At 70.3% G+C, this 23816-nt stretch carries 27 protein-coding genes; 17 read left to right on the forward strand and 10 right to left on the reverse strand.

The features are described from left to right. Positions 1-23 precede the first annotated feature (23 nt). Entirely contained in the window at positions 24-314 is a 291-nt protein-coding gene (locus BJY17_RS02130; protein WP_179549924.1) for a DUF2277 domain-containing protein, read from the forward strand. Between the two features lie 65 nt (positions 315-379). Then, positions 380-1399: a non-homologous end-joining DNA ligase gene (gene ligD, locus BJY17_RS02135; RefSeq protein ID WP_179549925.1), complete on the forward strand. Its 1020-nt coding sequence runs from the start codon at positions 380-382 to the stop codon at positions 1397-1399. A gap of 1 nt (position 1400) precedes the next feature. Here ligD and BJY17_RS02140 read toward each other — a convergent pair whose 3' ends face one another. After that, a complete protein-coding gene (locus BJY17_RS02140) occupies positions 1401-2207 on the reverse strand; it encodes an isocitrate lyase/PEP mutase family protein (RefSeq protein WP_179549926.1) in 807 nt (268 codons plus the stop codon). Continuing rightward, on the reverse strand, positions 2191-3015 hold the full coding sequence (locus tag BJY17_RS02145) for a hypothetical protein (protein ID WP_179549927.1): 825 nt from the start codon (positions 3013-3015) through the stop codon (positions 2191-2193). The genes BJY17_RS02140 and BJY17_RS02145 overlap by 17 nt, the downstream gene beginning before the upstream one ends. 64 nt (positions 3016-3079) lie before the next feature. Here BJY17_RS02145 and BJY17_RS02150 point away from each other — a divergent pair, with 64 nt between their 5' ends. After that, on the forward strand, positions 3080-3772 hold the full coding sequence (locus tag BJY17_RS02150; protein ID WP_218889837.1) for an ArsR/SmtB family transcription factor: 693 nt from the start codon (positions 3080-3082) through the stop codon (positions 3770-3772). Positions 3773-3797: 25 nt separating this feature from the next. Here BJY17_RS02150 and BJY17_RS02155 read toward each other — a convergent pair whose 3' ends face one another. Next, positions 3798-4526 (reverse strand): GTP pyrophosphokinase, encoded by a 729-nt coding sequence (locus tag BJY17_RS02155; RefSeq protein ID WP_179552665.1) that lies wholly within the window; start codon positions 4524-4526, stop codon positions 3798-3800. A 150-nt stretch (positions 4527-4676) separates the two neighbouring features. On the opposite strand from BJY17_RS02155, the gene BJY17_RS02160 reads away from it, so the two are divergent. After that, the gene (locus BJY17_RS02160; protein ID WP_179549929.1) at positions 4677-5528 is read left to right on the forward strand and encodes an MBL fold metallo-hydrolase; all 852 of its coding nucleotides are present in this window, start codon (positions 4677-4679) and stop codon (positions 5526-5528) included. Next, positions 5525-6673, forward strand: a complete 1149-nt coding sequence (locus tag BJY17_RS02165; RefSeq protein WP_179549930.1) for an epoxide hydrolase family protein — start codon at positions 5525-5527, stop codon at positions 6671-6673. Before BJY17_RS02160 ends, BJY17_RS02165 begins: the two co-directional genes overlap by 4 nt. Before the next feature lie 38 nt (positions 6674-6711). On the opposite strand, the gene pdxR is transcribed toward BJY17_RS02165, so the two are convergent. Then, a complete protein-coding gene (gene pdxR / locus BJY17_RS02170) occupies positions 6712-8148 on the reverse strand; it encodes a MocR-like pyridoxine biosynthesis transcription factor PdxR (protein WP_179549931.1) in 1437 nt (478 codons plus the stop codon). Positions 8149-8194: 46 nt separating this feature from the next. Between pdxR and BJY17_RS02175 the strand changes: the two genes are divergently transcribed. Together BJY17_RS02175 and BJY17_RS02180 are read left to right on the forward strand one after the other, a co-directional pair. After that, positions 8195-8686, forward strand: coding sequence for a carboxymuconolactone decarboxylase family protein (locus BJY17_RS02175; protein ID WP_179549932.1), 492 nt, complete (start codon positions 8195-8197; stop codon positions 8684-8686). Between the two features lie 32 nt (positions 8687-8718). Continuing rightward, positions 8719-9183, forward strand: coding sequence for a VOC family protein (locus tag BJY17_RS02180; RefSeq protein WP_179549933.1), 465 nt, complete (start codon positions 8719-8721; stop codon positions 9181-9183). Positions 9184-9213: 30 nt separating this feature from the next. On the opposite strand, the gene BJY17_RS02185 is transcribed toward BJY17_RS02180, so the two are convergent. Then, a complete protein-coding gene (locus tag BJY17_RS02185) occupies positions 9214-9624 on the reverse strand; it encodes a YchJ family protein (protein ID WP_179549934.1) in 411 nt (136 codons plus the stop codon). A 144-nt stretch (positions 9625-9768) separates the two neighbouring features. Between BJY17_RS02185 and BJY17_RS02190 the strand changes: the two genes are divergently transcribed. Continuing rightward, positions 9769-10602, forward strand: coding sequence for an aggregation-promoting factor C-terminal-like domain-containing protein (locus BJY17_RS02190; protein ID WP_179549935.1), 834 nt, complete (start codon positions 9769-9771; stop codon positions 10600-10602). Between the two features lie 67 nt (positions 10603-10669). Continuing rightward, positions 10670-10813 carry a hypothetical protein gene (locus tag BJY17_RS02195; protein WP_179549936.1) on the forward strand — a complete coding sequence of 48 codons (144 nt, stop codon included), beginning with the start codon at positions 10670-10672 and terminating at the stop codon, positions 10811-10813. A gap of 77 nt (positions 10814-10890) precedes the next feature. Here the strand turns inward: BJY17_RS02195 and BJY17_RS02200 are convergent, their stop codons facing one another. After that, complete coding sequence (locus tag BJY17_RS02200) at positions 10891-11184, reverse strand: GNAT family N-acetyltransferase (protein WP_179549937.1); 294 nt, start codon at positions 11182-11184, stop codon at positions 10891-10893. Between the two features lie 25 nt (positions 11185-11209). Continuing rightward, positions 11210-11581: an RNA-binding S4 domain-containing protein gene (locus tag BJY17_RS02205; RefSeq protein ID WP_074259278.1), complete on the reverse strand. Its 372-nt coding sequence runs from the start codon at positions 11579-11581 to the stop codon at positions 11210-11212. A gap of 54 nt (positions 11582-11635) precedes the next feature. Here BJY17_RS02205 and BJY17_RS02210 point away from each other — a divergent pair, with 54 nt between their 5' ends. Beyond that, the gene (locus BJY17_RS02210; RefSeq protein ID WP_322789720.1) at positions 11636-12085 is read left to right on the forward strand and encodes an NUDIX hydrolase; all 450 of its coding nucleotides are present in this window, start codon (positions 11636-11638) and stop codon (positions 12083-12085) included. A 9-nt stretch (positions 12086-12094) separates the two neighbouring features. Here the strand turns inward: BJY17_RS02210 and BJY17_RS02215 are convergent, their stop codons facing one another. Next, positions 12095-12925, reverse strand: coding sequence for a DUF1295 domain-containing protein (locus BJY17_RS02215; RefSeq protein ID WP_179549939.1), 831 nt, complete (start codon positions 12923-12925; stop codon positions 12095-12097). Between the two features lie 32 nt (positions 12926-12957). Between BJY17_RS02215 and BJY17_RS02220 the strand changes: the two genes are divergently transcribed. From BJY17_RS02220 to BJY17_RS02235, 4 genes are all read left to right on the forward strand, one after another. Further along, complete coding sequence (locus BJY17_RS02220; protein ID WP_179549940.1) at positions 12958-13593, forward strand: CDP-alcohol phosphatidyltransferase family protein; 636 nt, start codon at positions 12958-12960, stop codon at positions 13591-13593. Further along, positions 13583-14101 (forward strand): FHA domain-containing protein, encoded by a 519-nt coding sequence (locus BJY17_RS02225; RefSeq protein ID WP_376866170.1) that lies wholly within the window; start codon positions 13583-13585, stop codon positions 14099-14101. Before BJY17_RS02220 ends, BJY17_RS02225 begins: the two co-directional genes overlap by 11 nt. Then, entirely contained in the window at positions 14098-14793 is a 696-nt protein-coding gene (ftsR, locus tag BJY17_RS02230) for a transcriptional regulator FtsR (protein WP_179552667.1), read from the forward strand. The genes BJY17_RS02225 and ftsR overlap by 4 nt, the downstream gene beginning before the upstream one ends. Before the next feature lie 112 nt (positions 14794-14905). Then, positions 14906-15460, forward strand: coding sequence for a MerR family transcriptional regulator (locus tag BJY17_RS02235; RefSeq protein ID WP_179549941.1), 555 nt, complete (start codon positions 14906-14908; stop codon positions 15458-15460). Positions 15461-15600: 140 nt separating this feature from the next. Here the strand turns inward: BJY17_RS02235 and BJY17_RS02240 are convergent, their stop codons facing one another. Beyond that, positions 15601-16434: a ParA family protein gene (locus tag BJY17_RS02240; RefSeq protein ID WP_074259272.1), complete on the reverse strand. Its 834-nt coding sequence runs from the start codon at positions 16432-16434 to the stop codon at positions 15601-15603. 74 nt (positions 16435-16508) lie between these two features. Between BJY17_RS02240 and BJY17_RS02245 the strand changes: the two genes are divergently transcribed. The 3 genes from BJY17_RS02245 (at position 16509) to def (ending at position 21879) form a co-directional block, all read left to right on the forward strand. Beyond that, on the forward strand, positions 16509-19913 hold the full coding sequence (locus BJY17_RS02245; RefSeq protein ID WP_179549942.1) for a pyruvate carboxylase: 3405 nt from the start codon (positions 16509-16511) through the stop codon (positions 19911-19913). Positions 19914-19986: 73 nt separating this feature from the next. Next, positions 19987-21378: a MinD/ParA family ATP-binding protein gene (locus BJY17_RS02250; RefSeq protein WP_322789721.1), complete on the forward strand. Its 1392-nt coding sequence runs from the start codon at positions 19987-19989 to the stop codon at positions 21376-21378. A gap of 12 nt (positions 21379-21390) precedes the next feature. Next, entirely contained in the window at positions 21391-21879 is a 489-nt protein-coding gene (gene def, locus BJY17_RS02255; protein ID WP_179549943.1) for a peptide deformylase, read from the forward strand. A gap of 61 nt (positions 21880-21940) precedes the next feature. On the opposite strand, the gene BJY17_RS02260 is transcribed toward def, so the two are convergent. After that, positions 21941-23773 (reverse strand): AMP-dependent synthetase/ligase, encoded by a 1833-nt coding sequence (locus tag BJY17_RS02260; protein WP_179549944.1) that lies wholly within the window; start codon positions 23771-23773, stop codon positions 21941-21943. Positions 23774-23816: the final 43 nt, after the last annotated feature.

Consider the following 23816-nt stretch of genomic DNA (forward strand, 5'->3'; position numbering starts at 1 on the left):
ACGCTGCGAGTTAGGCTCGTGGCATGTGCAGGAACATCCACACCCTCCACAATTTCGAACCGGCGACCACCGACGACGAGGTGCACGCCGCGGCGCTGCAGTTCGTGCGCAAGGTGAGCGGGTCGACGAAACCCTCGAAGGCCAACGCCGAGGCGTTCGACCGCGCGGTGGCCGAGATCGCGCACGTGACCCGCCACCTGCTCGACGACCTCGTGACCACGGCACCGCCGAAGAACCGCGAGGAGGAAGCGGCGAAGGCCCGGGAGCGGGCGGCGCGCCGGTACGCGACGCAGGCGACGGCGCAGATCGCGTGACGCGCCGGAGCGCCTGAGCGCCGCCCGCGTGACGTCGCTTGCGCGAGGGGAGTAGCGTCGCCTGCATGGCCGATGCCGTCACTCTCTCCGTCCCTGGTCCGCACGGCGATCGCGACGTGCGGATCTCGAGTCCGTCGCGCGTGATCTGGCCGGAGGCCGGCATCACCAAGCTCGAACTCGCCGAGTACTTCGTCGCGGTGGGCGCGCCGTTCGTCGAGGCGAACGGCGACCGCCCGGTGTCGCTGCAGCGATTCCCGGGCGGCGTCGACGGCGAGCAGTTCTTCTCGAAGAACCCGCCGAAGGGGGCACCCGAGTGGGTGCGGTCGGTGCCGGTGACCTACCCCAGCGGGCGCACGCATCCGCAGCTCGTCGTCGACGAGCCGGCCGCGGCGGTCTGGGCGGCGCAGATGAACACGATCGTCTTCCACCCGTGGGCGTCGCGGGCCGAGAACCCCGACAACCCCGACCAGTTGCGCATCGACCTCGACCCGCAGCCCGGCACGGGATTCGCCGAGGCCGTGCCCGTCGCAGTGGAACTTCGGAAGCTGCTCGGCGAGGTCGGGCTCACGGCGTTCGTGAAGAGCTCGGGCAGTCGCGGCATCCACGTCTTCGCGCCCATCGAGCCCGAGCACGAGTTCCTCGACGTGCGGCACGCCGTCATCGCGCTCGGGCGCGAGCTCGAACGCCGCATGCCCGACGAGGTCACCACCAACTGGTGGAAGGAGGAGCGCGGCGACCGCATCTTCATCGACTACAACCAGGCCAACCGCGACCGCACGATGGCGGGCGCCTACTGCCCGCGCCCGCTGCCGCAGGCCTCGGTGTCGTGCCCGCTCGAGTGGGACGAGCTCGCCTCGACCGATCCGGGCGATCACACGGTGCGCACCATGCCGGAGCGGCTTCGGAGCGTCGGCGACCCGTGGCACGGCATGCACGACGAGCCGGGCCGCATCGACACGCTGCTCGAATGGTGGCAGCGCGACCTCGACGACGGGCTCGGCGAACTGCCGTTCCCGCCCGACTTCCCGAAGATGCCGGGCGAACCGATGCGCGTGCAGCCGAGCCGGGCCAAGCAGCAGCCCTGACTCAGTCCGCGGTGGGCCGCAGGCCGGCGACCTCGGCGTACGAGGGCGCAGCTGGAAGCGTGCTCGTCGGCACGCCGTCTCCGACGAGCGCACCGACGGCCCCGGTGATCGACCCCAGCGAGATCCGGAAGAGCAACGACCCGGTGCTGACCCGGGCGACCCCGAGCTCGGCGAGTCGCGAGAACGGCAGTTCCGGCTGCACGAGCACGTTGAGCGGCGCCTCGATCGCGCCCGCGAGGGCAGCGATCGTCGCCGGGTCGAGCACGCCGGGCACGAAGACACCGGATGCACCGGCGGCCAGATATCGCCCGGAACGGGCCACCGCATCGGTGAAGCGGGCGTCGGCGTCGGCGTCGCCGTCGATCCAGTACCCGTCGGTGCGGGCGTTCAGGTAGAGCCCTGGCGCCGCAGCGGCGATCGCGGCGACCTTCGCTGCGGCGAGCTCGGGATCGGCCAGCTCGCCGTGCTCGGTCGAGTCCTCGAGGTTCACGCCGACGCATCCGATCGCGGCGAGCTCGGCGGCGAACCGGCCCACCTCGTCGGGGTCGTCCGAGAAGCCGGCCTCGAGGTCGACGCTGAGCGCGATGCCGACGGCCGCGGCCGCCTGCGCGAGCGCGAACGTCTCCGCAGCGATCTCGCCGGCACCGTCGCGCCGGCCGGCGCCGAAGGCGAGACCGAGGCTCGTGGTGCCGATTGCGCGGTGTCCGGCGGCCGCGAGCCAGCGGGTGGAGGCCAGATCCCACGCGTTCGGAAGCAGCAGCGGGTCGCCCGGTCGGTGCAGGGTGCGGAACTCAGCGGGGGTCAGCATCGGGGGAGGTCTCCTCGTCTCGGGGCGCGTCGCTGCGCATCGTCTCGACGATCGCCGCGGCGATCGCCAGGGCATGGTGGGGCGCCGGGCAGGCTCGGGGACCCGCGCCGAACGCCAGGACGCGAGCGGGGCGCTCGGCGGTGGCGTCGCGGTCGGGGCCGTCGAGGTGCAGCGAGACGAGCGTCTCTCCGCCGTCGAGCGGTCCGGGCACGAGCCGTCGCGTGACGGGCACCGGGGAGTCGTCGCGGAGCACGGACTCCAGCAGCGTCCGGGTCGGCACGGCGGCAGCCTGCGATCGAGCGAGGGCGAGCGCCCGCTCGACGAGGGTCGTCGTCGCCGCGTGCGCCTGCACGAGCAGTTGCACGCGCACTACCCGCTCGCCCGGGTCGACGGCGCCGGATGCCTCGAGCACGGCGGCCACCGCGGCATCCGCTGCATCGGGGTCCGCTGCCTCGCCCGTGGGGTACGCGGCCGCGACCGTCTCGACGAGCGGCGGGAGGGCGTCGGGGCGGGCGAAGCCGAGCCGCTCGGCGAGCACGGCGACGGTGATGCGGCCGACCGGAGTTCCGGCCTTGACCTGCGCCGCGGCGGCAGCGGCGAGGGCGGCGGCGTCGAGCTCGCAGAGCAGCGCCTCGAGGCGGGCTCGACGGGCATCGTGCTCGGCGTCGTTCACGAAGCGCGAGACGCCCGCTCGGAAGCGCGTGAGCGGTGAACCAGGGCGGCCTGTCGCCGGCGCGGCCTCGGGGACCCGCGATGCGGGGTCGACGAGGATGCGTTCGACCTCGGCCCGTTCGATGAACTCGATCATGGTTCGAAGCTATGCCCGGGACGCTTCGATGCCGGGCGAAGTGTCGCCGACGTATCGTGGAGGCATGCTCGGAGACGCCGACCTCGCCGAACCCGCTCGCCTCATGGGCGAGCCCGCCCGTGCCGCGATGCTCGTGGCACTGCTCGATGGACGGTCGTTGCCCGCGAGCGAGCTCGCCGCCATCGCAGGGGTGACCGCATCGACCGCGAGCACGCACCTCGCGCAGTTGCTCGCCGGCGGACTCGTGACCGATCGCAGGCTCGGCCGGCATCGGTACTTCACCCTTGCGAGCGCCGATGTCGCGAACGCCGTCGAGGCGCTGCAGTCGATCGCGCCGCGGCGGGCGGTGTCCTCATACGCCCAGTCCGCCTCCGCGGATCGGCTCGCCCTCGCTCGCTCGTGCTACGACCACTTCGCGGGCCGGCTCGCACTCGACCTCGCCGACGCGCTCGTGCGCGAAGGTGCGATCGCGCCGCTCGTCGCGGGGGAACCGGGGCGAGTGCTCGACCCGGATACGCCGCTCGCGCATCGGCTCGGCATCGCCGAGGGAATGAGTGTCGTCGGTTCCTCCCGGCGACCCGTGCTGCGCGGATGCCTCGACTGGACCGAGCGCCGACCGCACGTCGCCGGTGGTCTCGGCGCCCACGTGCTCGAACGCGTGATCGCCGAGGGCTGGGTCGAGCGTCGCCGGGGGGACCGATCGCTCCGGGTGACCGAGGCGGGCTCCCGGGAGTTCGCCGCGCTCACCCGACGCTGAGCCGGCAGCTCAGACCCGGTGCAGCTCAGACCGGGTTGCCGGGCCGCCCGGCCACCGGGTGCACGTCGGCGCCGATCGGCGACCGCGGCGCACCGTGCACCTCGCGGTGCAGCCGCTCCATGCGGGTGTCGAGCTCGGCGGCGGTGTGCGCAGCGTCGGTCAGCCCGTCGAGCAGTTCCTGCGGCACTTGACGGTCGTACTTGTAGTAGATCTTGTGCTCGAGGCTCGCCCAGAAGTCCATGGCGATCGTGCGGATCTGCACCTCGACGGCCACCGGGTGCGCCCCGGTCGAGAGGAAGACGGGCACCTCCACGATGACGTGCAGGCTCTGGTAGCCGTTCGCTTTCGGGTCTCTGATGTAGTCCTTGACCTGCAGCACCCGGATGTCGCGCTGCGCCGTGAGCAGCTCGAAGATGCGGTACGCGTCCGACACGAAGCTGCACGTCACCCGCACGCCGGCGATGTCTGTGATCGTGTCGCGGATCGTCTCGAACGTCGGGTCGACGCCCTTGCGCTGCATCTTGTCGATGACGCTGTCGAGGCTCTTCAACCGGCTCGAGATGTGCTCGATCGGGTTGTAGTCGTGGGTCTGGCTGAACTCCTCGCGCAGAATCGAGAGCTTCGTGATCACCTCGTCCATGCCGAACTTGTAGCGCAGCATGAAGCGCTCGGTCTCGTCGCGGAGGGCGCGCATCTCATCGAGCGTCTGGCCGTCGATGGTCTCGAGCGTGCGCTGCGCGCGAGCCGTGAGCATCGGAGGAGTGCCGTGCTTGGTGGGCGGGGTACCGTCGAGCGGGGTCACGGATGCCACGTTACGACGCGAATCTCTGCGTTTCCTTTGATCTGCGCCGTCGTTCGCCGCTGGCGCACCGACCGCGCATCGGCGCGTCGCTACGCTCGAGGCATGACAGCATGGCTCACCGTGGCTCCCGGCGTCCACCAGCGTCGCTACGATCCGTTCGACATCTCGATCGTCGTGATCGAGGGCGCCGACGGCCTGCTGCTCGTCGACACCCGAGTGCAGCCGAGCGAGGCGATCGAACTCGCCGCAGACGTCGCTGCACGGTTCGACCGTCCGGTGCGCTGGGTCGTGAACACCCATGCGCATTTCGATCACACCTTCGGCAACCAGGTCTTCGGTCCGGGCACGGCGACGGATGCCGCGATCTACGGCCACGCGAACATCGCCGCGCACTTCGCCGAGTTCGAGGGGCCGCGGCTGACCGCCTGGCGTGCGGATCCGACCCGCGAGCCCGATCGGCAGTGGGGCGACGTGGTGCTGACGCCCCCGACGCATCCGCTCCGCGAACCGCTGGTGCTGAACCTCGGCGACCGCATCGTGGAACTGCGACCGCAGCCGCCCGCGCACACCGACACCGATCTCGTGCTCTTCGTGCCCGATGAGCGCGTCTGGATCCTCGGCGACCTCATCGAGGAGTCGGGGCCCGTGATGTACGGGTCGGGCAGCTATCCGCTGGGCTGGCCCGGAGTGCTCGTCGACCTCGCCGCCGTGATGCGGCCGAGTGACCGGGTGGTGCCCGGCCACGGCCGAGTGGTCGACCGCGCATTCGTGGAGCGGCAGGCGGCGGAGTTGGGGCTCATCGCCGATCGGTTCCGCGCAGCGCATGCGTCGGGGCTGACGCCCGTCGAAGCCCTCGACGCGCACGACGACTGGTCGATCCCCGTCGATGCGCTCGACGGGGCCGTCGAGCGCGCGTACCGCGCACTCGACGCGCAGGGGGAGGCACTGGCATGAACCCGGCCGGTGATCCGCTCACGATCGACCTCTCCGACGCCGAGCTCGACGACCTGCGCGAGCGACTCCGTCGCACTCGATTCGTTCAGGGGAGCAGCAGCCGCCCATGGGCGGGAGGCGTCGATCCCGGGTATCTCTCGGGCCTCGTCGCCGAGTGGGCCGAGACGTTCGACTGGCGTTCGGTCGAGACGCGCCTGAACGAGCTCGATCACCGGCAGTCACTGGTGCAGGGCACTCGGTTGCATTTCGTTCGCGCGAGCGCCGGCGCTGCCGATGGCGAGACGATCCCGCTGCTCGTCATGCACGGTTGGCCGTCGAGCTTCCTCGAGATGCTGCCACTCGTCCGTGCGCTCCACGCCGCCGGCGAGTCGCGCGGGCTCCGATTCGACCTCGTGATCCCGTCGATGCCCGGCTTCCTCTTCTCGGAGCTGCCCGATGCTCCCTTGACCCGGGAGGTCATGGCCGACCTGATGGCCGAGCTGATGCGGCAGCTCGTCGGCGATGCGCCGTTCGGCGTCTTCGGCGGCGACATCGGCGGCACCGTTGCCGCATGGATCGCCGCGAAGCACCCCGATCGAGTGCTCGGGCTGTACATGATCCATCCGCCGTTCCCTGCGGAGTTCACCGAGCCGCTCACGTCTGCGGAGCGCGCGGTGCTCGAGGCCGAAGCCGAGTTCGACGAGGGCGACGAGGGGTACAGCGCCATCATGGGCACACGGCCCGACACGGTCGGAGCGGCACTCATCGATTCTCCGGCGGGGCTGCTCGCATGGATCATCGACAAGCTGCGCGACTGGAGCGACGCCGGCGGCGACCTCGAGCGTCGCTTCGATCGAGAGACCCTCCTCACCCTCGCGACCCTGTACTGGTCGACCGGTTCGATCGGCACCTCGTTCCGCCAGTACTTCGACTTCCCGGCGAACGCGCCGAGACCCGTGATCACGGTGCCCGCTGGATTCACGCTCAGTGCCGAGGCGGTCATCCGGGACATCCCGAGGAGCCTCGCCGAGCGCGCGTGCAGCGACATCAGGGGGTGGCACCCGGCGACGGCGGGCGGCCACTTCATGGCCCACGAGGAGCCCGAACTGCTCGCCGGTCATCTCGCCGCGTTCTTCGACGAGCACGGTCGTCCACGCGGCGACTGATCGGTCGACGCGGTGCGCGAGCGCGGAAGGCGTTCGCGTCAGGTCCGGTCGGTCGTCGTCGACCTCTCGAGTTCCGCACGGACCGCGGCGATCGCACGGTCGAGGGCCGCCTCGAAGCGGTGCGTCGCCGGTGCTCCGTAGCCGACGACCATCGCCGGCGCCCGCAGCTCCGAGGCGTCGCCGAGCCGGAAGGACCCGAGTCCGTCGAGCCGTACGCCGAACCGCCGGGCGACGGACGTGACCTCGCGCTCGTCGCGGCCGCTCGGCATCTCGACGAGGCAGTGCAGGCCGGCACGCATGCCGCTGACCCGGCATCCGTGGAGCTCTGCGGCGACGCGTCGTTCGAGGAGCTCTCGGCGTGAGCGGTACTCGGCGCGACGGCGGCGCACGGTGCGGTCGTACTCGTGCGCCTTCATGAAGGCGTCGAGGGTCGACTGATTCAACACGTCGGCGATGCCGTTCACCGCGACGAACTGCGCGGCGAACTCCGTGGCCAGGCGCTCGGGCACCACGGCCCAGCCGAGACCGACGGCAGGGGCGAGGCTCTTCGATGCGGTGCCGAGGTAGACGACGTGCTCGGGGGCGAGCGATTGCAGGGCGCCGATCGCTCGACGGTCGTAGCGGAACTCGCCGTCGTAGTCGTCTTCGATGATGAGCGCCCCGGTGCGTTCCGCCCAGGCGGCGACCTCGAGTCGACGCGATGGCGAGAGCGCGACACCGGTCGGAAACTGGTGCGCCGGCGTCAGGAGCACGGCATCGACGGCGAGACCTCCCAAACGGCTGACGACGGCGCCGTCGCCGTCGACGGCGAGTGCCACCACGTCAAGGCCCGCGGCGCGGAGGATGCCGCGATGCGCCTCGTGGCCGTACTCCTCGACGGCGATGCGCCGTGCGCCTCGGACCACGAGCGAGCGCGCGACAGTCGCCAGACCGGCGCCGAAGCCGCGGGTGACGGCGATGCGCGTATCGTCCGCCCAGACGCCGCGAGTGCGGGCGAGGTATTCGGCGAGCGTGGCCCGCAGTGCGAGGGAGCCCTGCGGCGGGCCGTACCCGAATGCGGACGCCGGGAGGTCGAGTGCCGCCCGCCGCGCCGAGGCCGCCCACTCGCGTCGGGGGAACGACGAGGCATCCGGAATTCCGCCGCGCAGGTCGAGACCGGACTCCGGCAGACGCGGCTGCGATTCGACACCCGATGCCTCCGCTCCCGCTCCGTGCCGCGCGGCGACCCAGGTGCCGGCGCCGACGCGGGCCTCGAGCCACCCCTCGGCGACGAGCACGCCGTAGACCTCGGCGACCACGTTGCGGGCGATGCCGAGGTCCGCGGAGAGGGTGCGACTGGCGGGCAGCCGGGTGCCGGCCTCGAGGCGTCCGTCGCGGACCGCGGCGCGGAGCGCCTCTTCGAGCGAGGCCGCCTTTCGGCGCCGGTCGAGATCGAGATGCAGGTCGAGACCGCGAATGGCCCAGGGTTCACCCATGGAATTGGACTGTAGCAGTGGGCCGATCGACTCGTAGCGTGGTGTCATGACCATCACCGATGCACTCGTCGACATCCCCCTCCGCCTCGACTTCGATGCGATCGTGCCGCGCTTCTCCCGCGCGGTCGCCTCGCTCGACCACGCCGCGACCGCCGAACTCGACCGGGTCGACTTCGACCCGCGGCTGCGCGAGATGGTGCGGCTCCGCGCCTCGCAGATCAACGGATGCGTCTACTGCGTCGACGTGCACTCGAAGGATGCGCGCTCCGCCGGCGTCTCCGATCAGAAGCTGCACGCCGTCGCGGTGTGGCGCGATTCGGGGCTGTTCACCGCGGCGGAACGGGCGGCCCTGCACCTCACCGAGTCGATCACCCGGCTCTCGGAGACCCACGTGCCCGAGGAGGATCTCGCCGCCGCGACCGCCGTCTTCGGCGAGGATCGCACGGCCGCGCTCATCTCGCTCATCATCGTCATCAACGTGTGGGATGCCATCGGCGTGACGACGAGGTGCTGGCCCGTCGCCCGCGACGCCGCCTGACCCGGCACGACTCGATCTGGGATGATGCAGACATGACGGATGCCGCGCAGCCACCGGTCCTGCAACTCCGAGTCGTCATCGAGGCGGAGGACTACGAACGGGCGGTGGCCTTCTACCGCGACGCGCTCGGCATGCCGGAGCTCATGGCCTACACCGAGGGCGACGATGACCGCGTGACCATCCTCGAGGCAGGGCGGGCGACCCTCGAGATCGCGAACCCGACCCACAAGCGCGTGATCGACGAACTCGAGGCTGAAGGGCGCCCGAGCCAGCGCATCCGGCTCGCCTTCGAGGTGACCGACGGTGCGGGCACCACCCGTCGCCTCGCCGATGCCGGCGCCGCCGTCGTCGCAGAGCCGGTCGAGACGCCGTGGCGTTCGCTCAACTCACGGCTCGATGCGCCGGCGGGCCTGCAGATCACGGTGTTCGAAGAGCTCGAGGGTTCCGAGGAGCGCGCCCTGCGCGACGGGTCGGGCGCCGAGGCCGAGCGCGACTGACGACGCGACGCGACCGACGACGCGGCGTGCTCAGACGTCGCCGTCGACGTAGAACCACCTGCCGCTGTCGCGGAGGAACCGGCTCCGCTCGTGCAGCACGCCGCGCTCGTCGTCGGAACGGTAGGAGGCGCGGAACTCGACCTCGCCGTCGCGATCGAACGGGCCGCCGCGCTCGGTCGAGACGATCTCGAGGGCGAGCCACGTCGTGTCGTCGTCGAGATCGAGGTCGATCGGACGCGTGCTGGCATGCCAAGTCGCGCGGAGGTACTCGGCGTCGCCGACTGCGAAGGCGGTGTAGCGCGAGCGCATGAGCTGCACGGCGGTCGGCGCCTCGGCGCTGCGCGCGAGCAGGGGGCCGCAGCATTCCCCGAAGGTGCTGCCACTGCGGCAGGGGCACCGATCGTCTGCGGCCGGTCGGAGCTGGCGGGAGTTGCTGGGCATCCTCCCAGTATCGCGGGCGTGGTGGGCGATCATCATGCTCTGCACAGCAATAACTGAGGAACTCTTCAGAAACTCCGGGCAGAGTGTCTGACTTCTGCCCTCGCTCGGGGGCGTCCCCCATCCGATCCGAGCACCCCAGAACATATGCGCAACGACATCATCACGCCCGAAACCGAAACCGCCCCCGAAGCACGACACCCGCGCCGCAGCATCCGCAAGCGCCGCATCAGCCGCAAGCGGCTCATCGCCGTCGGCGCCGTCATGGCCACCGGCCTCATCGTCGGCACCGGATTCACGGTGCAGTCCGCGATCAGCACGCAGGCGAGCATCGCCGAGACGACCGCGCTCTCCGAGTCGACGGGACTCCGTTCGGAACAGCTCGGCGCCTACAGCGCGATCGCCGAGGCCCGCACCCGCCACAGTGCTCAGGACACCCTCACCGCGGCCAATGCCACGCTCGCCGCGGTCGACGGCAAGGTCGACTCCAGTGGCCTCGCTGCGTCCGTCGCCTCGCTCGGCGAGTACGAGCGGCTGCCGATCGATTCGATCGTCGACCTGACGAAGCAGACCCGCGCCGAAGCCGAGAAGGCCGCGGCGGCCGCCGCCGCCTACGACCGCGCCCAGGCCGAGAAGGCCGCCGCCGCCGCGGAGGCGCTCGCCCGGGCGAACACGCCCGACGGCGCCCGCGACACCGCACGCTCGCTCGCCGCGTCGAAGTACGGCTGGGACGAGTCGCAGTTCCAGTGCCTCGAACAGCTCTGGCAGAAGGAGTCGGGCTGGTCGTACACCGCGTACAACGCGTCGAGCGGCGCCACCGGCATCCCGCAGTCGCTGCCCGGCAGCAAGATGGCCACCGCCGGCTCCGACTGGCAGACCAACGCCGCAACCCAGATCAAGTGGGGGCTCGACTACATCGCCCGCGGATACGGCAGCCCGTGCAGTGCGTGGTCGCACTCGCAGTCGGTGAACTGGTACTGATCCCGGGGGATGTCGCGTAGGGTTGCCCGCACGGGGCCGCCCAGGCCTCCGATCAAAGGGCAAATCCATGTCAGACAAGTCGCCGAAGAAGTCGTCGTCCAAGACGGCCGCGAGCAAGACCCTGAAAGAGAAGCGCGCCGACAAGAAGGCGAAGGTCGAGCACCGCGCCAGCAGCGACGCAGTGTCCGAGGCAACGCACCGCAAGCGCTGAGCCGCAGTGGCGCCCGGGCGGAGCGATGGAGTCTCCATAGCGACGCCGGGCGTCGCGACGGGGTTCGGTGGCCCGGGTCAGACCGCGCGCGGGTCGAGCAGCCCCGCCCGATCGGGATGCCGGTCGAACCACTCGCCCACGTACCAGCAGCTCGGCACGATGCGCCGGGTCGAGTTCGCCTCGACATCGTCGACCGCGAACTCGACGAGTTCGCCGGCCAGGCCGCTGCCGCGGTACGGCGGGTTCGTGAACGTGCGCGTGAACGCGACCGAGTCGCCCAGCTCCCGATAGTCGAGCACGCTCGCGATGTCGCCGTCGACGCGGAGCACGTATCGGCGGGCGTCGGGCTCGTGGGTGAGTTCGGTATGCACGTCGATCAGGCTACGCCGCGCGCGCTCAGCGGCCGCGGAGGCGCTCGAGGTCTCGCCGTTCCCGTTTCGTCGGACGCCCCGCACCGCGGTCGCGCGTCGCGACGATCGCCACCGTCTCGCGCGGCGGCGGGGGAGGCGTGCGGTCGTCGACCGCCGTCGCCGCGACCGCGGCAGACACGCGCTTGACGAGCGTCTGCCGCACGACGAGCATGCGATCGAAGCCGTCGATGCGCACGCGCACCTCGTCGCCGGGCCGCACCGACTGGGCCGCCTTCGCCCGCTCGCCGTTCACGCGCACATGCCCGGCCCGGCATGCCGCCGTGGCCGAGGACCGCGTCTTGAACTGCCGCACCGCCCAGAGCCAGGCGTCGACGCGCACGGGGGACTCGCCGTTCATGCCAACAGCCTACGGCGGCGTCGGCCCGGCATGTTCGTGCGGCATGCTGGACTCATGAGCGGAGCGAGCGGCGACGAATGGGTCGTGGGCCCCGATGGTGCGAAGTACTGGGGCAGGTACGGGGCGGCGGGCCTGCTGGTCGTCAGTCCCGAGCGCGAGGTGCTGCTGCAGCATCGGGCGTTGTGGAGCCACTTCGGCGGCACGTGGGGCATGCCCGGGGGCGCACGGCACGAGCACGAGAGCGCCGTGGAGGCCGCCGTCCGCGAAGCGGGCGAGGAGGCCGGTGTGCCGCCGACGCTGCTCGCGGTGCGGTTCAGCACGGTCCTCGACCTCGGGTACTGGTCGTACACGACGGTCGTCGCCGACGCCGCCGAGCGGTTCGCCCCCGTCGTCAGCGACCCCGAGAGCATCGAGCTGCGCTGGATCGCGATCGATCGCGTCACCGAGGTGCCGCTGCATCCGCGGTTCGCCGAAGCCTGGTCGGGCCTCGCTTCCCGCCTCTGAGGTCCTGCGTCAGGCGGTGCGGTCGCCGACCGGCGACGCGGCCCGCCGCGGAGGCCACGGCACGATCGGCGAGGTGCGGGCGCGATAGTCGTCGTAGTCGGGGTACCTCGACCGCGAGATCGACTCGGTGAAGATCGTCGAACCGATGAAGAGCGTCGTGAGCAGCACGGCTCCCGCGATGGACCAGTGCAGCCAGACGCCGGTCGCCGCGACCGCGAACCCGTAGAAGACCCACCACTGCGCCTGCTCGAAGAAGAAGTTGGGATGCCGCGAGAAGCGGAACAGTCCGCTCTGCAGGAACCCGGGCTGCGGGGTGCGGCCGGCCGCGCGCTCGGCGGCCTTCCAACGATGGAACGCCCACTGCTGCTGGTCGGCCGCCGTCTCCCCGGTGAGGAGGGCGAGGAACACGACGGAGAGCACGACGTCGGCCGTACCGAGCGGCGTGCCGCCGGCGGCGAACACCGTGGCAGCCGGGAGGCAGAACAGCAGGATCACGGCGTTCTGGTAGATCGAGATGAACAACAGGTTGAATGCGGCGAACCCGGCACGCGACATCCGCCCGCGCAGCACCGCCCAGCGGTAGTCCTCACCGCCGGGGCGGTAGCCGCCCTTGCGGGCGAAATTGAAGGTCAAGCGGATGCCCCATGCCGAGACGAGCACCGCCATGAGCACGAGTCGCCCGTCGAACTCCGACGAGACGGCGAACACCCACACGTAGACGACCGGCGCGATCGACCAGATGCGATCGACCCACGAGTACTCGCGAGTGGCGATCGAGGCGACCCACGTCGCGAAGGTGATCGCGGCGCAGATGACGAGACACACGATGAGCGGACCCATGGCGGCATTCTACGGATCGATAGGATCGGAACGTGGCTGGGGAGCGCTCGGGGGAGGTCGGTTCGGAGATCTGGACGATCCCGAACATCCTCAGCATGCTCCGGCTGGCACTCGTTCCGGTCTTCCTGATCTTCATCGTGCGCGGCGACTACATGGTCTCGCTCGTCGTGCTCGTCGTCGCGAGCCTCACCGATCTGCTCGACGGCTACCTCGCCCGCCGGCTCGGTCAGGTGACCCGTCTGGGGCAGCTGCTCGACCCCGCCGCCGACCGGCTGTACATCTTCGCCGCGCTCGTCGGTCTCGCAGCTCAGGGACTCGTGCCCTGGTTCATCGTCATCGTCATCGTCGCCCGTGACGTCTTCCTGCTCGCCCTCGGCGTCGTGCTCGCCAACCACGGATTCGGGCCGCTGCCCGTGCATCAGCTCGGCAAGGTCGCGACGTTCGCGCTGTTCTTCGGTCTGCCGGTGATCATGCTCGGACTCGCATTCCCCGCCGTCGCCGCCATCAGTCAGCCGATCGGCTGGGCGATCACCCTCTGGGGTGCGTTCCTGTACTGGTGGGCCGGCATCATCTACGCGATCGAGACCGCTCGCGTCATCCGCATTCCGCGGGTGGCAGACGAGCCCCGATCGGATACGCTGGAACAGGGAGGTCAATGTGGCGGATAGCGACAACACTCAGGCCGGCAGCGCCGAGACCGGGAGCGAGCCTTCGACGACCACGTCGACGCAAGCTGCGGTCGGCGGGGCTACCGATACGACCATCGGCTTCAGTCGCGAGGCGGCCGCACAGCTGAGCGCCCTCGACGCCGACGTCACGGCCGAGGAGCAGGAGGCGATCGCCGCACTGCCATCGGGTTCAGCACTGCTCATCGTGCGTCGTGGGCCGAACAGCGGGGCGCGATTCCTGCTCGACACCGACGTGACCGTCGTGGGTCGTCATCCCGACGCCGACATATTCCTCGACGACGTGACGGTCTCCCGCAAGCACGCGGAGTTCGTCCGGCACCGTTCCGCATTCGAGGTCCGCGACCTCAGCTCGCTCAACGGCACCTATTTCGACGGAGTGCGCATCGAGACGGCGCTCCTGAGCGACGGTGCAGAGGTGCAGATCGGCAAGTTCCGGCTCACGTTCTACGCCTCGCGGCGCGACCTGGCTCCGGTGGCGAGCGAATAGTGGCAGCTCCCGCTGCGTCCACGCGCGCGAGCGGCCAGGCGCCACTGCTGGGCATCGGTCAGGTGCTGGCACGGCTTCAGCCCGAGTTCCCCGAACTCACTCCGTCGAAGCTGCGCTTCCTCGAAGAGCAACGGCTCGTCGCACCCGCCCGTACCGCAGCCGGCTACCGGAAGTTCTCGACGGCCGACGTCGAGCGCATCACGGTCGTGCTCTCCATGCAGCGCGACCACTACCTGCCGCTCAAGGTGATCCGCACCCACCTCGAGGCGATCGACGCGGGGGAGACCCCGGCGCTGCCCGGAGCCACGAGTGCCGCGGCATTCCTCGCGGGTGCGCGCAGATTCCGTCGCGATGAACTCATCGCGGAGGCCGGGGCCACGGCCTTACTGCTCGACGATGCCGTGTCGACGTCGCTGCTGCCGGCGGCCGAGTACTACGGCGACGAGGCCCTCGGCGTGCTCCGCTCGCTCGTCGCACTCAGGGCGGTCGGCATCGAACCGCGCCACCTCCGCGGCGTTCGCGCAGCGGCCGAGCGCGAGGCGGCGCTCGTCGAGCGGGCGATCGCGCCGTCACGTCGAGCCGATGCCGCCGACAAGGCGCGTGCCGCCGAGCGGGGCCTCGAACTCGCCGGGCATCTCGAGGCCGTGCACGCGAGTGTCGTGCGGGCCTCGCTCAGCCGTCTCGCACGATGATCTCGCGACACGCCGTGACGTTCGGCCGGATGTGTTCGACAGAGCCTGCCGCCCTCGGTAGCGTGGGACTCGCGCCGACGAGGTGCCGACGCGAGAGTGAGGGGCGGAACGGATGAGTGAGCTCGACCGGACTCCACGCTCGCGGTACGACCTCGGGTTGCTCTTCACCGACGGCATGCCTGAGCACGACGATGCCACCGGGTATCGTGGCGCGGTCGCGGCGCGTGCCGCCGGCATCAGCTATCGCCAGCTCGACTACTGGGCGCGCACGCAACTCGTCGAACCCACCGTGCGCAGCGCTGCCGGCTCGGGTTCGCAGCGGCTCTACGGTTTCCGCGACATCCTCGTGTTGAAGCTCGTGAAGCGACTGCTCGACACCGGCATCTCCCTGCAGCAGATCCGCACGGCGGTGACGCAGTTGCGTGAGTCCGGCATCGACGACCTCGCTCAGACGACGCTCATGAGCGACGGCGCGAGTGTCTACCTGTGCACCTCCGACGACGAGGTCATCGATCTCGTCAACCGAGGCCAGGGCGTGTTCGGCATCGCCGTGGGCAAGGTGCTGCGCGAGGTGGAGTCGACGCTCGTCGAGATCGGCACGCAGTCGGCCGACCCCATGGACGAACTCGCCGCACGCCGCGGCGTGCGCTCGCGCAAGATCTCCTGAGCCCCGCCCTGCGCGCCTGACGCGCGCAGCACGATCAGCGTGGAGTGCCGACTCCGCGAGCGGCGATCGGTCGTTCCCGTCCGTCCCGTCCCTGCGCACGGGCAGGCTGCTGCAGGGCCGTCATGCGGCCCGTGAGCCGATCAGGCGGTCGGAGTCGGGGCCTCGAGCGGCAGTCCGGCGAACTCGCCGATGCGAGCCGTGCGCAGCACCCGCTCGAGCAGCTGGTCGAAGTTCGACGACATCTCCTCGGCGCTCTCGCCCGGCCACATGTGCAGCGGCTTCGCGGCGCCCTGCGCCTGCTGGAGCGACGTGCGCTCGGGCAGCTGCGGGGAGAGCACGAGCGGGCCGAACATGTCGCGCAGCTCCTTGATGCGGAACTGGTGTTCGAGCGACTGCACCCGCGCGCGGTTCACGATGATGCCGAGCGGCTGGAGTCGCGGCGAGAGACCTCGCCGGATCTCCTCGATCGCTCGGAGCGCGCGGTCGGCCGCGGCGACGGAGAAGAGTCCGGGCTCGGTCACGACGGCGACGCGGTCGCTCGCGGCCCAAGCCGTGCGGGTGAGGGCGTTCAGTGACGGCGCGCAGTCGATGAGCACGAGTTCGTAGTCGGCCTCGACGTTGGCGAGCGCCTCCTCGAGCTTCCAGATGTCGCGGATCGAAGGATGGGGTCCATCGAAGTTGATCGCCGACGGGCTGCCGATCATGACGTCGATCGTCGACTGCGGGTTCGAGCGCGCCCAGCCGCTCGGCGCGATCGCCGAGCGCACGATCTTCTCCTTGGGGGAGGCGAGCACATCGGCGACGTTGAGATGACCGGCGACCTGGATGTCCATGCCGGTCGAGACGTCGGATTGCGGATCGAGGTCGACCACGAGGGTACGGACGCCGCGGGCGAACGCCGCCGACGCCAGTCCGAGGGTGACGGTGGTCTTCCCGACACCGCCCTTCAGAGAACTGACGCTGAGTACGTGCACGGCAGATACGTTACCTTTACTACTCGGGCGATACCTAAACGTTCGCTGTGGGGAATCCAGTCTGAAAGGCCTGCATGTTCACGAAGATCCTGGTTGCCAATCGCGGAGAGATCGCCATTCGCGCGTTCCGAGCCGCCGTCGAACTCGGTGCGAAGACGGTCGCGGTGTACCCGTTCGAAGACCGCAACTCCCTGCACCGGCTGAAGGCCGACGAGGCATACCAGATCGGCGAGCCGGGGCATCCGGTTCGCGCCTACCTCGACGTTGCGGAGATCATCCGCGTGGCGAAGCTGTCGGGCGCCGACGCGATCTACCCGGGATACGGGTTCCTCTCCGAGAACCCCGAGCTCGCGCAGGCGGCGGAGGCTGCCGGCATCACCTTCATCGGCCCGCCCAAGCGCGTGCTCGAGATGGCGGGCAACAAGGTCACGGCGAAGGAGCACGCGATCGCAGCGGGCGTGCCCGTGCTGAAGTCGACGCCGCCGTCGCGCGACATCGAGGAGCTCGTGGCGCAGGCCGACGAGGTCGGCTTCCCGATCTTCGCCAAGGCCGTCGCGGGCGGCGGTGGTCGCGGCATGCGCCGCGTCGCCACGAAGGACGACCTGCGCGCCGCCCTCGAAGAGGCCATGCGCGAGGCCGACAGCGCGTTCGGCGACCCGACCATGTTCCTCGAGCAGGCCGTGCTGCGACCGCGCCACATCGAGGTCCAGGTGCTCGCGGACGCCTCGGGCGAGACCGTGCACCTCTTCGAGCGCGACTGCTCCGTGCAGCGCCGCCACCAGAAGGTCATCGAGATCGCTCCAGCCCCGAACCTCTCCGACGAGGTGCGCCAGTCGCTCTACCGCGACGCGATCGCGTTCGCGAAGTCGATCGGCTACGTCAACGCCGGCACCGTCGAGTTCCTGCTCGACACCGCGGGCGAGCGGGCCGGCGAGCACGTGTTCATCGAGATGAACCCGCGCATCCAGGTCGAGCACACGGTCACCGAAGAGGTCACCGACGTCGACCTCGTCGTCTCCCAGATCCGCATCGCCGCGGGGGAGTCGCTCGCCGATCTCGGCCTCCAGCAGGACTCGATCCGACTCCGCGGCGCCGCTCTCCAGTGCCGCATCACGACAGAGGACCCGACCGCAGGGTTCCGCCCCGACACGGGCAAGATCACGACGTACCGCTCACCGGGCGGCGCCGGCATCCGCCTCGACGGCGGCACGATCAACCCGGGTGCCCAGATCAGCCCGCACTTCGACTCGATGCTCGCCAAGCTCACCTGCCGCGGCCGCGACTACCCCGCTGCGGTCGCCCGTGCGAAGCGCGCCCTCGCCGAGTTCCGCATCCGCGGCGTCTCCACGAACATCCCGTTCCTGCAGGCCGTGCTCGAAGACCCCGCGTTCGTCGCCGGCGACCTCAGCACCTCGTTCATCGACGAGCGCCCGCAGCTGCTGCGCGGTCGCGTCTCGAAGGACCGCGGCACCAAGATCCTCAACTGGCTCGCGGACGTCACGGTGAACCAGCCGAACGGAGCGGCGCCGACGACCGTCAGCCCCGCCGAGAAGCTGCCCGCCATCGACCTCTCGGCACCGGCACCGGCGGGCTCGCGTCAGCGCCTGCTCGAACTGGGCCCGAAGGGCTTCGCCTCGGCGCTCCGCGCCCAGACGCCGCTCGCCGTCACCGAGACCACGTTCCGCGATGCGCACCAGTCGCTGCTCGCGACCCGCGTCCGCACGCGCGACCTCGTCGCCGTCGCGCCGTACGTGGCCCGCATGACCCCCGAGCTGCTCTCGGTCGAGGCGTGGGGCGGTGCGACGTACGACGTCGCCCTCCGCTTCCTCGGCGAAGACCCGTGGGACCGCCTCGCGGCCCTTCGCGAGGCGCTGCCGAACATCAACATCCAGATGCTGCTGCGGGGGCGCAACACGGTGGGCTACACGCCGTACCCGACCGAGGTGACCGACGCGTTCGTACGCGAGGCCGCGTCGACCGGCGTCGACATCTTCCGCATCTTCGACGCGCTGAACGACGTCTCGCAGATGCGTCCGGCCATCGACTCGGTGCTCTCGACCGGTCACGCGGTGGCCGAGGTTGCGTTGTGTTACACGGGCGACCTGCTCGATCCGGCCGAAGATCTCTACACGCTCGACTACTACCTGAAGCTCGCCGAGCAGATCGTCCACGCCGGGGCGCACGTGCTCGCGATCAAGGACATGGCCGGGCTCCTGCGCCCGACGGCTGCTGAGAAGCTCGTGGGCGCGTTGCGGGAGCGGTTCGACCTTCCCGTGCACCTGCACACGCACGACACCGCAGGCGGCCAGCTGGCGACCCTCCTGGCCGCGAGCCGCGCCGGGGTCGACGCCGTCGACGTCGCGAGCGCGCCCATGGCCGGCACCACGAGCCAGCCCTCCGCGTCGTCGCTCGTCGCCGCACTCGCGCACACCGAGCGCGACACGGGCATCTCGCTCGACGCGGTCTCCGACCTCGAGCCGTACTGGGAGGCCGTGCGCCGACTGTACCGCCCGTTCGAGTCGGGCCTGCCCGGCCCCACCGGCCGCGTCTACCACCACGAGATCCCCGGCGGTCAGCTCTCGAACCTCCGCCAGCAGGCGATCGCACTCGGCCTCGCCGACGACTTCGAGCTCATCGAGGACATGTACGCGGCGGCCGACCGGATCCTCGGCCGGGTCCCGAAGGTCACGCCCTCGTCGAAGGTGGTCGGCGACCTCGCCCTGCACCTCGCGGCCGTCAAGGCCGACCCCGACGACTTCGCGGCCAACCCCGAGAAGTACGACGTGCCCGACTCGGTGATCGGCTTCATGGCCGGTGAGCTGGGCGACCTGCCCGGCGGATGGCCCGAACCGTTCCGCACGAAGGTGCTCGCCGGCAAGGACATCCGCATCGGCGTGACCGAGCTCACCGCCGAACAGCGCGAAGCGCTCGAGGCCGACAGCACGACCCGCCGGGCGACGCTGAACGCGCTCCTGTTCCCGGCGCCGACGCGCCAGTACGAGCAGATCCGCGAGCTGTTCGGCGACCTGTCCGTCGTCGACACGGCCGACTACCTGTACGGTCTCCGCCAGGGCGCCGAGCACGTGGTCGAGATCGCGACGGGTGTGCGGCTCTACGCCGGTCTCGAGGCGATCGGCGAGGCCGACGACAAGGGCATGCGCACGGTCATGACGATCCTGAACGGGCAGCTCCGCCCGGTCTTCGTGCGCGACCGCTCGATCGTCGTCGAGACCCGCGCGGCAGAGAAGGCGGATGCCTCGCAGCCCGGCCAGATCGCGGCGCCGTTCTCGGGCGTCGTGACCCTCCAGGTCGAGGCCGGTGCCGAGATCTCCGCAGGCCAGAGCGTCGCCTCCATCGAGGCGATGAAGATGGAGGCCGCCATCACCTCGCCGATCGCCGGTGTGGTCGAGCGCGTCGCGATCCCGAAGACGCAGCAGGTCGAGGCGGGTGACCTGCTCGTCGTGGTGCGCCCGCGATAACGCGGTGCGCCCGCGTTCGGCGGCGCGCCCGCGATAGGCTGGGATCGGTTGGCACTGATGAGGAGGGGTATCGGTGACTGAAGACAAGTTCGATGATGACGCGGCGTCGCGTCCGGGGGCGGGCGCACGCACGTCCGCACTCGACCGCGCGCGCAGATCGACGGCGTCCGGCGCGCATTCGGCCGACGACGCCGCGGCGAACCCGAGCGTCAGGGTCGACCTGCCGCCGGCGCCGGTGCACGAGATGCCCGACGACGAGGTCGCCGTGGCGATCGACGACGTCGCGGTGAACCCGGGCAGCCTCGTCGGCGGTGGCAGCAGCACGACCTCGGTCGAGGTCGTCACCCCTGCACTGGCCGGTGCCGGCTACCGGGGCGCGTCGCGTCGTGAGCCGTCGCCGTACAGCGCGTTGCTCGCATCCGATGCTTCGAAGACCCGACGCGAGCGCGTGAGCACCGACACGGGCAGCCACGTCGCCATCGTCGACGTTCCCGGCGACCCGGCGGTGCCCGTCGAGGTCCCCGAGACCGCGGACTCCCTCACCGCCGACCGGCTGATCGACCTGAACCGCACGACGCGGCCTGCGCCGCAGGGCGGTTTCAACCGGCTCGTCTACGAGGCCTCCCTGCACCTCGTGAACCTCGGCGACTCGCCGAAGGTGCAGGCCTACAAGGCGATGAGCCAGCGCATCCAGCGGCGGTTCGAGGGCGGCGCCCGATTCGTGCCCGTGCTCACCCGCAAGGGCGGCGTCGGCAAGACGACGATCACCGCGCTGCTCGGCATGGCCCTCGCCGACGCTCGTGACGACCGCATCATCGCGATCGACGCGAACCCCGACCGCGGCACCCTCGCCGAGCGCGTCGACCGGCAGACCCGCGAGACGGTGCGCGACGTCGTCGCGAAGGCGTCCTCCATCGGCGGCTACACCGACTTCTCGCGCTTCGTCTCGCGCGACGAGACGCGCCTCGACATCCTCGCGTCCGACACCGATCCGACCCTCTCCGAGGCGTTCGACGACAACGACTACAACGTCGTCGCCGGCCTCGCCGCCCGCTACTACTCGATCGTGCTCACCGACTGCGGCACGGGCATCGTGCACTCGGTCATGCGGGCGACGCTGCAGCGCGCCGACTCCGTCGTGATCGTGTCGGGTGGCAGCGTCGACGAGGCGCGTCTGGCTTCCGAGACGCTCACCTGGCTCGAGGCCAACGGCTACGGCGAGCTCGTGCGCAATGCCGTCGTCGCCATCAACCTCGCCACGCAGGGCACGCATCTCGTGAAGGTCGATGAGATCGAGGCGCACTTCCAATCGCGGGTGCGCGAGATCGTGCGCATCCCATACGACCCCCAGCTCGCTGCAGGTTCCGTCGTGAACTGGCATGAGCTGCGACCCGTCACCCAGCACGCGGCTCGAGAGCTCGCGGCGCTCGTGGTGGAAGGCATGCCCGCCGAGCGCGAGCACTGAAACGGAGAACCCTTGCCCGAACGTCCCATTCGCCTGTTCGGCGACCCCGTCTTGAAGACCGTCTCCGCCCCCGTCGAACAGGTCGACGATCGTGTGCGCGGGCTCGTCGCCGATCTGCTCGACAGCGTCAGGCTGCCCGGACGGGCGGGAGTCGCGGCGTCCCAGATCGGCGTGAACCTGCGCGCGTTCAGCTACAACGTCGACGGCGAGGTCGGGTACATCCTGAACCCCGAGCTCGAGGTCTCGGGCGACAGGGAACTGATCGATGAAGGATGCCTCTCGGTGCCGGGCCTCTGGCACAAGACGCCGCGGCATCCGTTCGCCCGCGTGCGCGGCATCGACCTCGACGGCAACGAGATCGAGCTCTCGGGCACGGGGCTCATGGCCCAGGCGCTGCAGCACGAGACCGACCACCTCGACGGACTGCTCTACCTCGACCGGCTCGAGAAGGACGAACGACGCCTCGCGATGAAAGAGGTGCGGGAGTCGGACTGGTTCTGAGCTCCGATCGCATGACGAAGGCCCCGCGGAATCCGCGGGGCCTTCGTCATGCGTGAACGACTCAGTGCACGATCGAGTGGCCCTCGGTCGCCGGAGCGCCGGAGTACATCGCCTCGATGTTCGGGCTGAAGTCCTCGAGGATGATGTTGCGCTTGATGCTGAGCTTCGGCGTCAGGTGGCCGCTCGCCTCGGTGAGCTCGGTCGCGAGGATGGTGAACTTGCGGATCGACTCCGCACGCGAGACCGTCTCGTTCGCGGCGTCGATGGCACGCTGCACCTCGGCCAGCACCGCGGGGTTGACCGTGGCCTCCTCGACCGTCATGCCCGCGTCTTCGCCGTTGTTGTTGAGCCAGACCGGGAGCATCTCGGGGTCGAGCGTGATGAGCGCCGAGATGAACGGCTTCTTGTCGCCGACCACGACGACCTGACCGACGAGCGGGTTCGCGCGAATCGGGTCTTCGAGCGCAGCGGGGGAGACGTTCTTGCCTCCGGCCGTGACGATGATCTCCTTCTTGCGCCCGGTGATGGTGAGGAAGCCGTCGGCGTCGAAGGAGCCGAGGTCGCCGGTCTTGAACCACTCGCCGTCGAACGCCTCTGCGGTCGCCTCGGGGTTCTTCCAGTACTCCTTGAAGATGTCGATGCCCTTGATCTGTACCTCGCCGTCGTCGGCGAGTCGCACCGAGACGCCCGGAAGAGTGGGGCCGACGGTGCCGATCTTCGACTTGCTCGGCAGGTTCACCGTTGCGGGGGCCGTCGACTCCGTGAGGCCGTAGCCCTCGAGGATCGTGATGCCGAGCGCGTGGTAGAAGTGGCCGAGTCGCGGGCCGAGCGGTGCGGAGCCCGAGACGGCGTACTTGACGTTGCCGCCCATGGCCGCACGGAGCTTCGACAGCACGAGGGTGTCGAGGACCTTGAACTTGAGCTTGAGGCCGAGCGGAACCGAGCCCGCCTCTTTCGCCATCGAGTACGCCACGGCGGTCTCGGCTGCTGCACGGAAGATCTTGCCCTTGCCGCCGGCCTCGGCCTTCTGCTCGGACGCGTTGTAGACCTTCTCGAACACGCGGGGCACCGCGAGGAGGAACGAGGGCTTGAAGCTCGCGAGCGAGGGCAGCAGCTGCTTCGTGTCGGCCTGGTGGCCGACGCGCACGCCGGCGTGCACGGAGAGGACCGCGATGAAGCGGGCGAACACGTGCGCCGTGGTGATGAAGAGGAGCGTGGATGCGCCGTTGGGGTCGAGCACGACCTCGTCGAGCGCGACCGCGGCGTTGCGGGAGAGCTCGACGAAGTTCGAGTGCGTCAGCACGCAGCCCTTGGGCTTGCCGGTCGAACCGGAGGTGTAGATGAGCGTCGCGATGTCGGAGCCGACGGCGAGGTTGCGACGTCGCTCGATCTCCTCGTCGGGCACCTCGGTGCCGCCCGCGGCGAGCTTGTCGAGGTCGCCGAGGTCGATCTGCCAGACGCCGCGGATTGCGGGGAGGTCGGGGTGCACCTCGTCGAACCGGGCGAAGTGGTCGGGCGTCTCGACGATGATGCCGATGGCGCCCGAGTCGCTCAGGTTCCACCGCACCTGCGACGGCGAGCTCGTCTCGTAGATCGGCACGAGCACCGCGCCCGCGAACCAGGTCGCGAAGTCGATCAGCGTCCACTCGTACCGGGTCTTGCACATCAGGCCGATCTTGTCGCCCGGCTGGATGCCGGCGGCGACGAAGCCCTTCGCAAGGGCGATCACCTGGTCGTAGAACTCCTTCGTCGTCACCGGCGACCAGCCGCCGTCGGCAGTGGGAAGCGAGAACAGCACGGAGTCGGGTGTCGCGGCGACGCGGTCGACGAGCAGGTCGGTGGTGTTCGCTTCTGGGTCTGCTGCGACCACGGGTGGGGTAGCGAATTCGATCACGGTAGCTCCTTCGGCACCGGGAGGGTTGCACGCGGCTCGGGCA

Origin of the sequence: Agromyces hippuratus (genome assembly GCF_013410355.1) — a bacterium.
In the GTDB taxonomy this organism is placed as follows: Bacteria; Actinomycetota; Actinomycetes; order Actinomycetales; family Microbacteriaceae; genus Agromyces; species Agromyces hippuratus.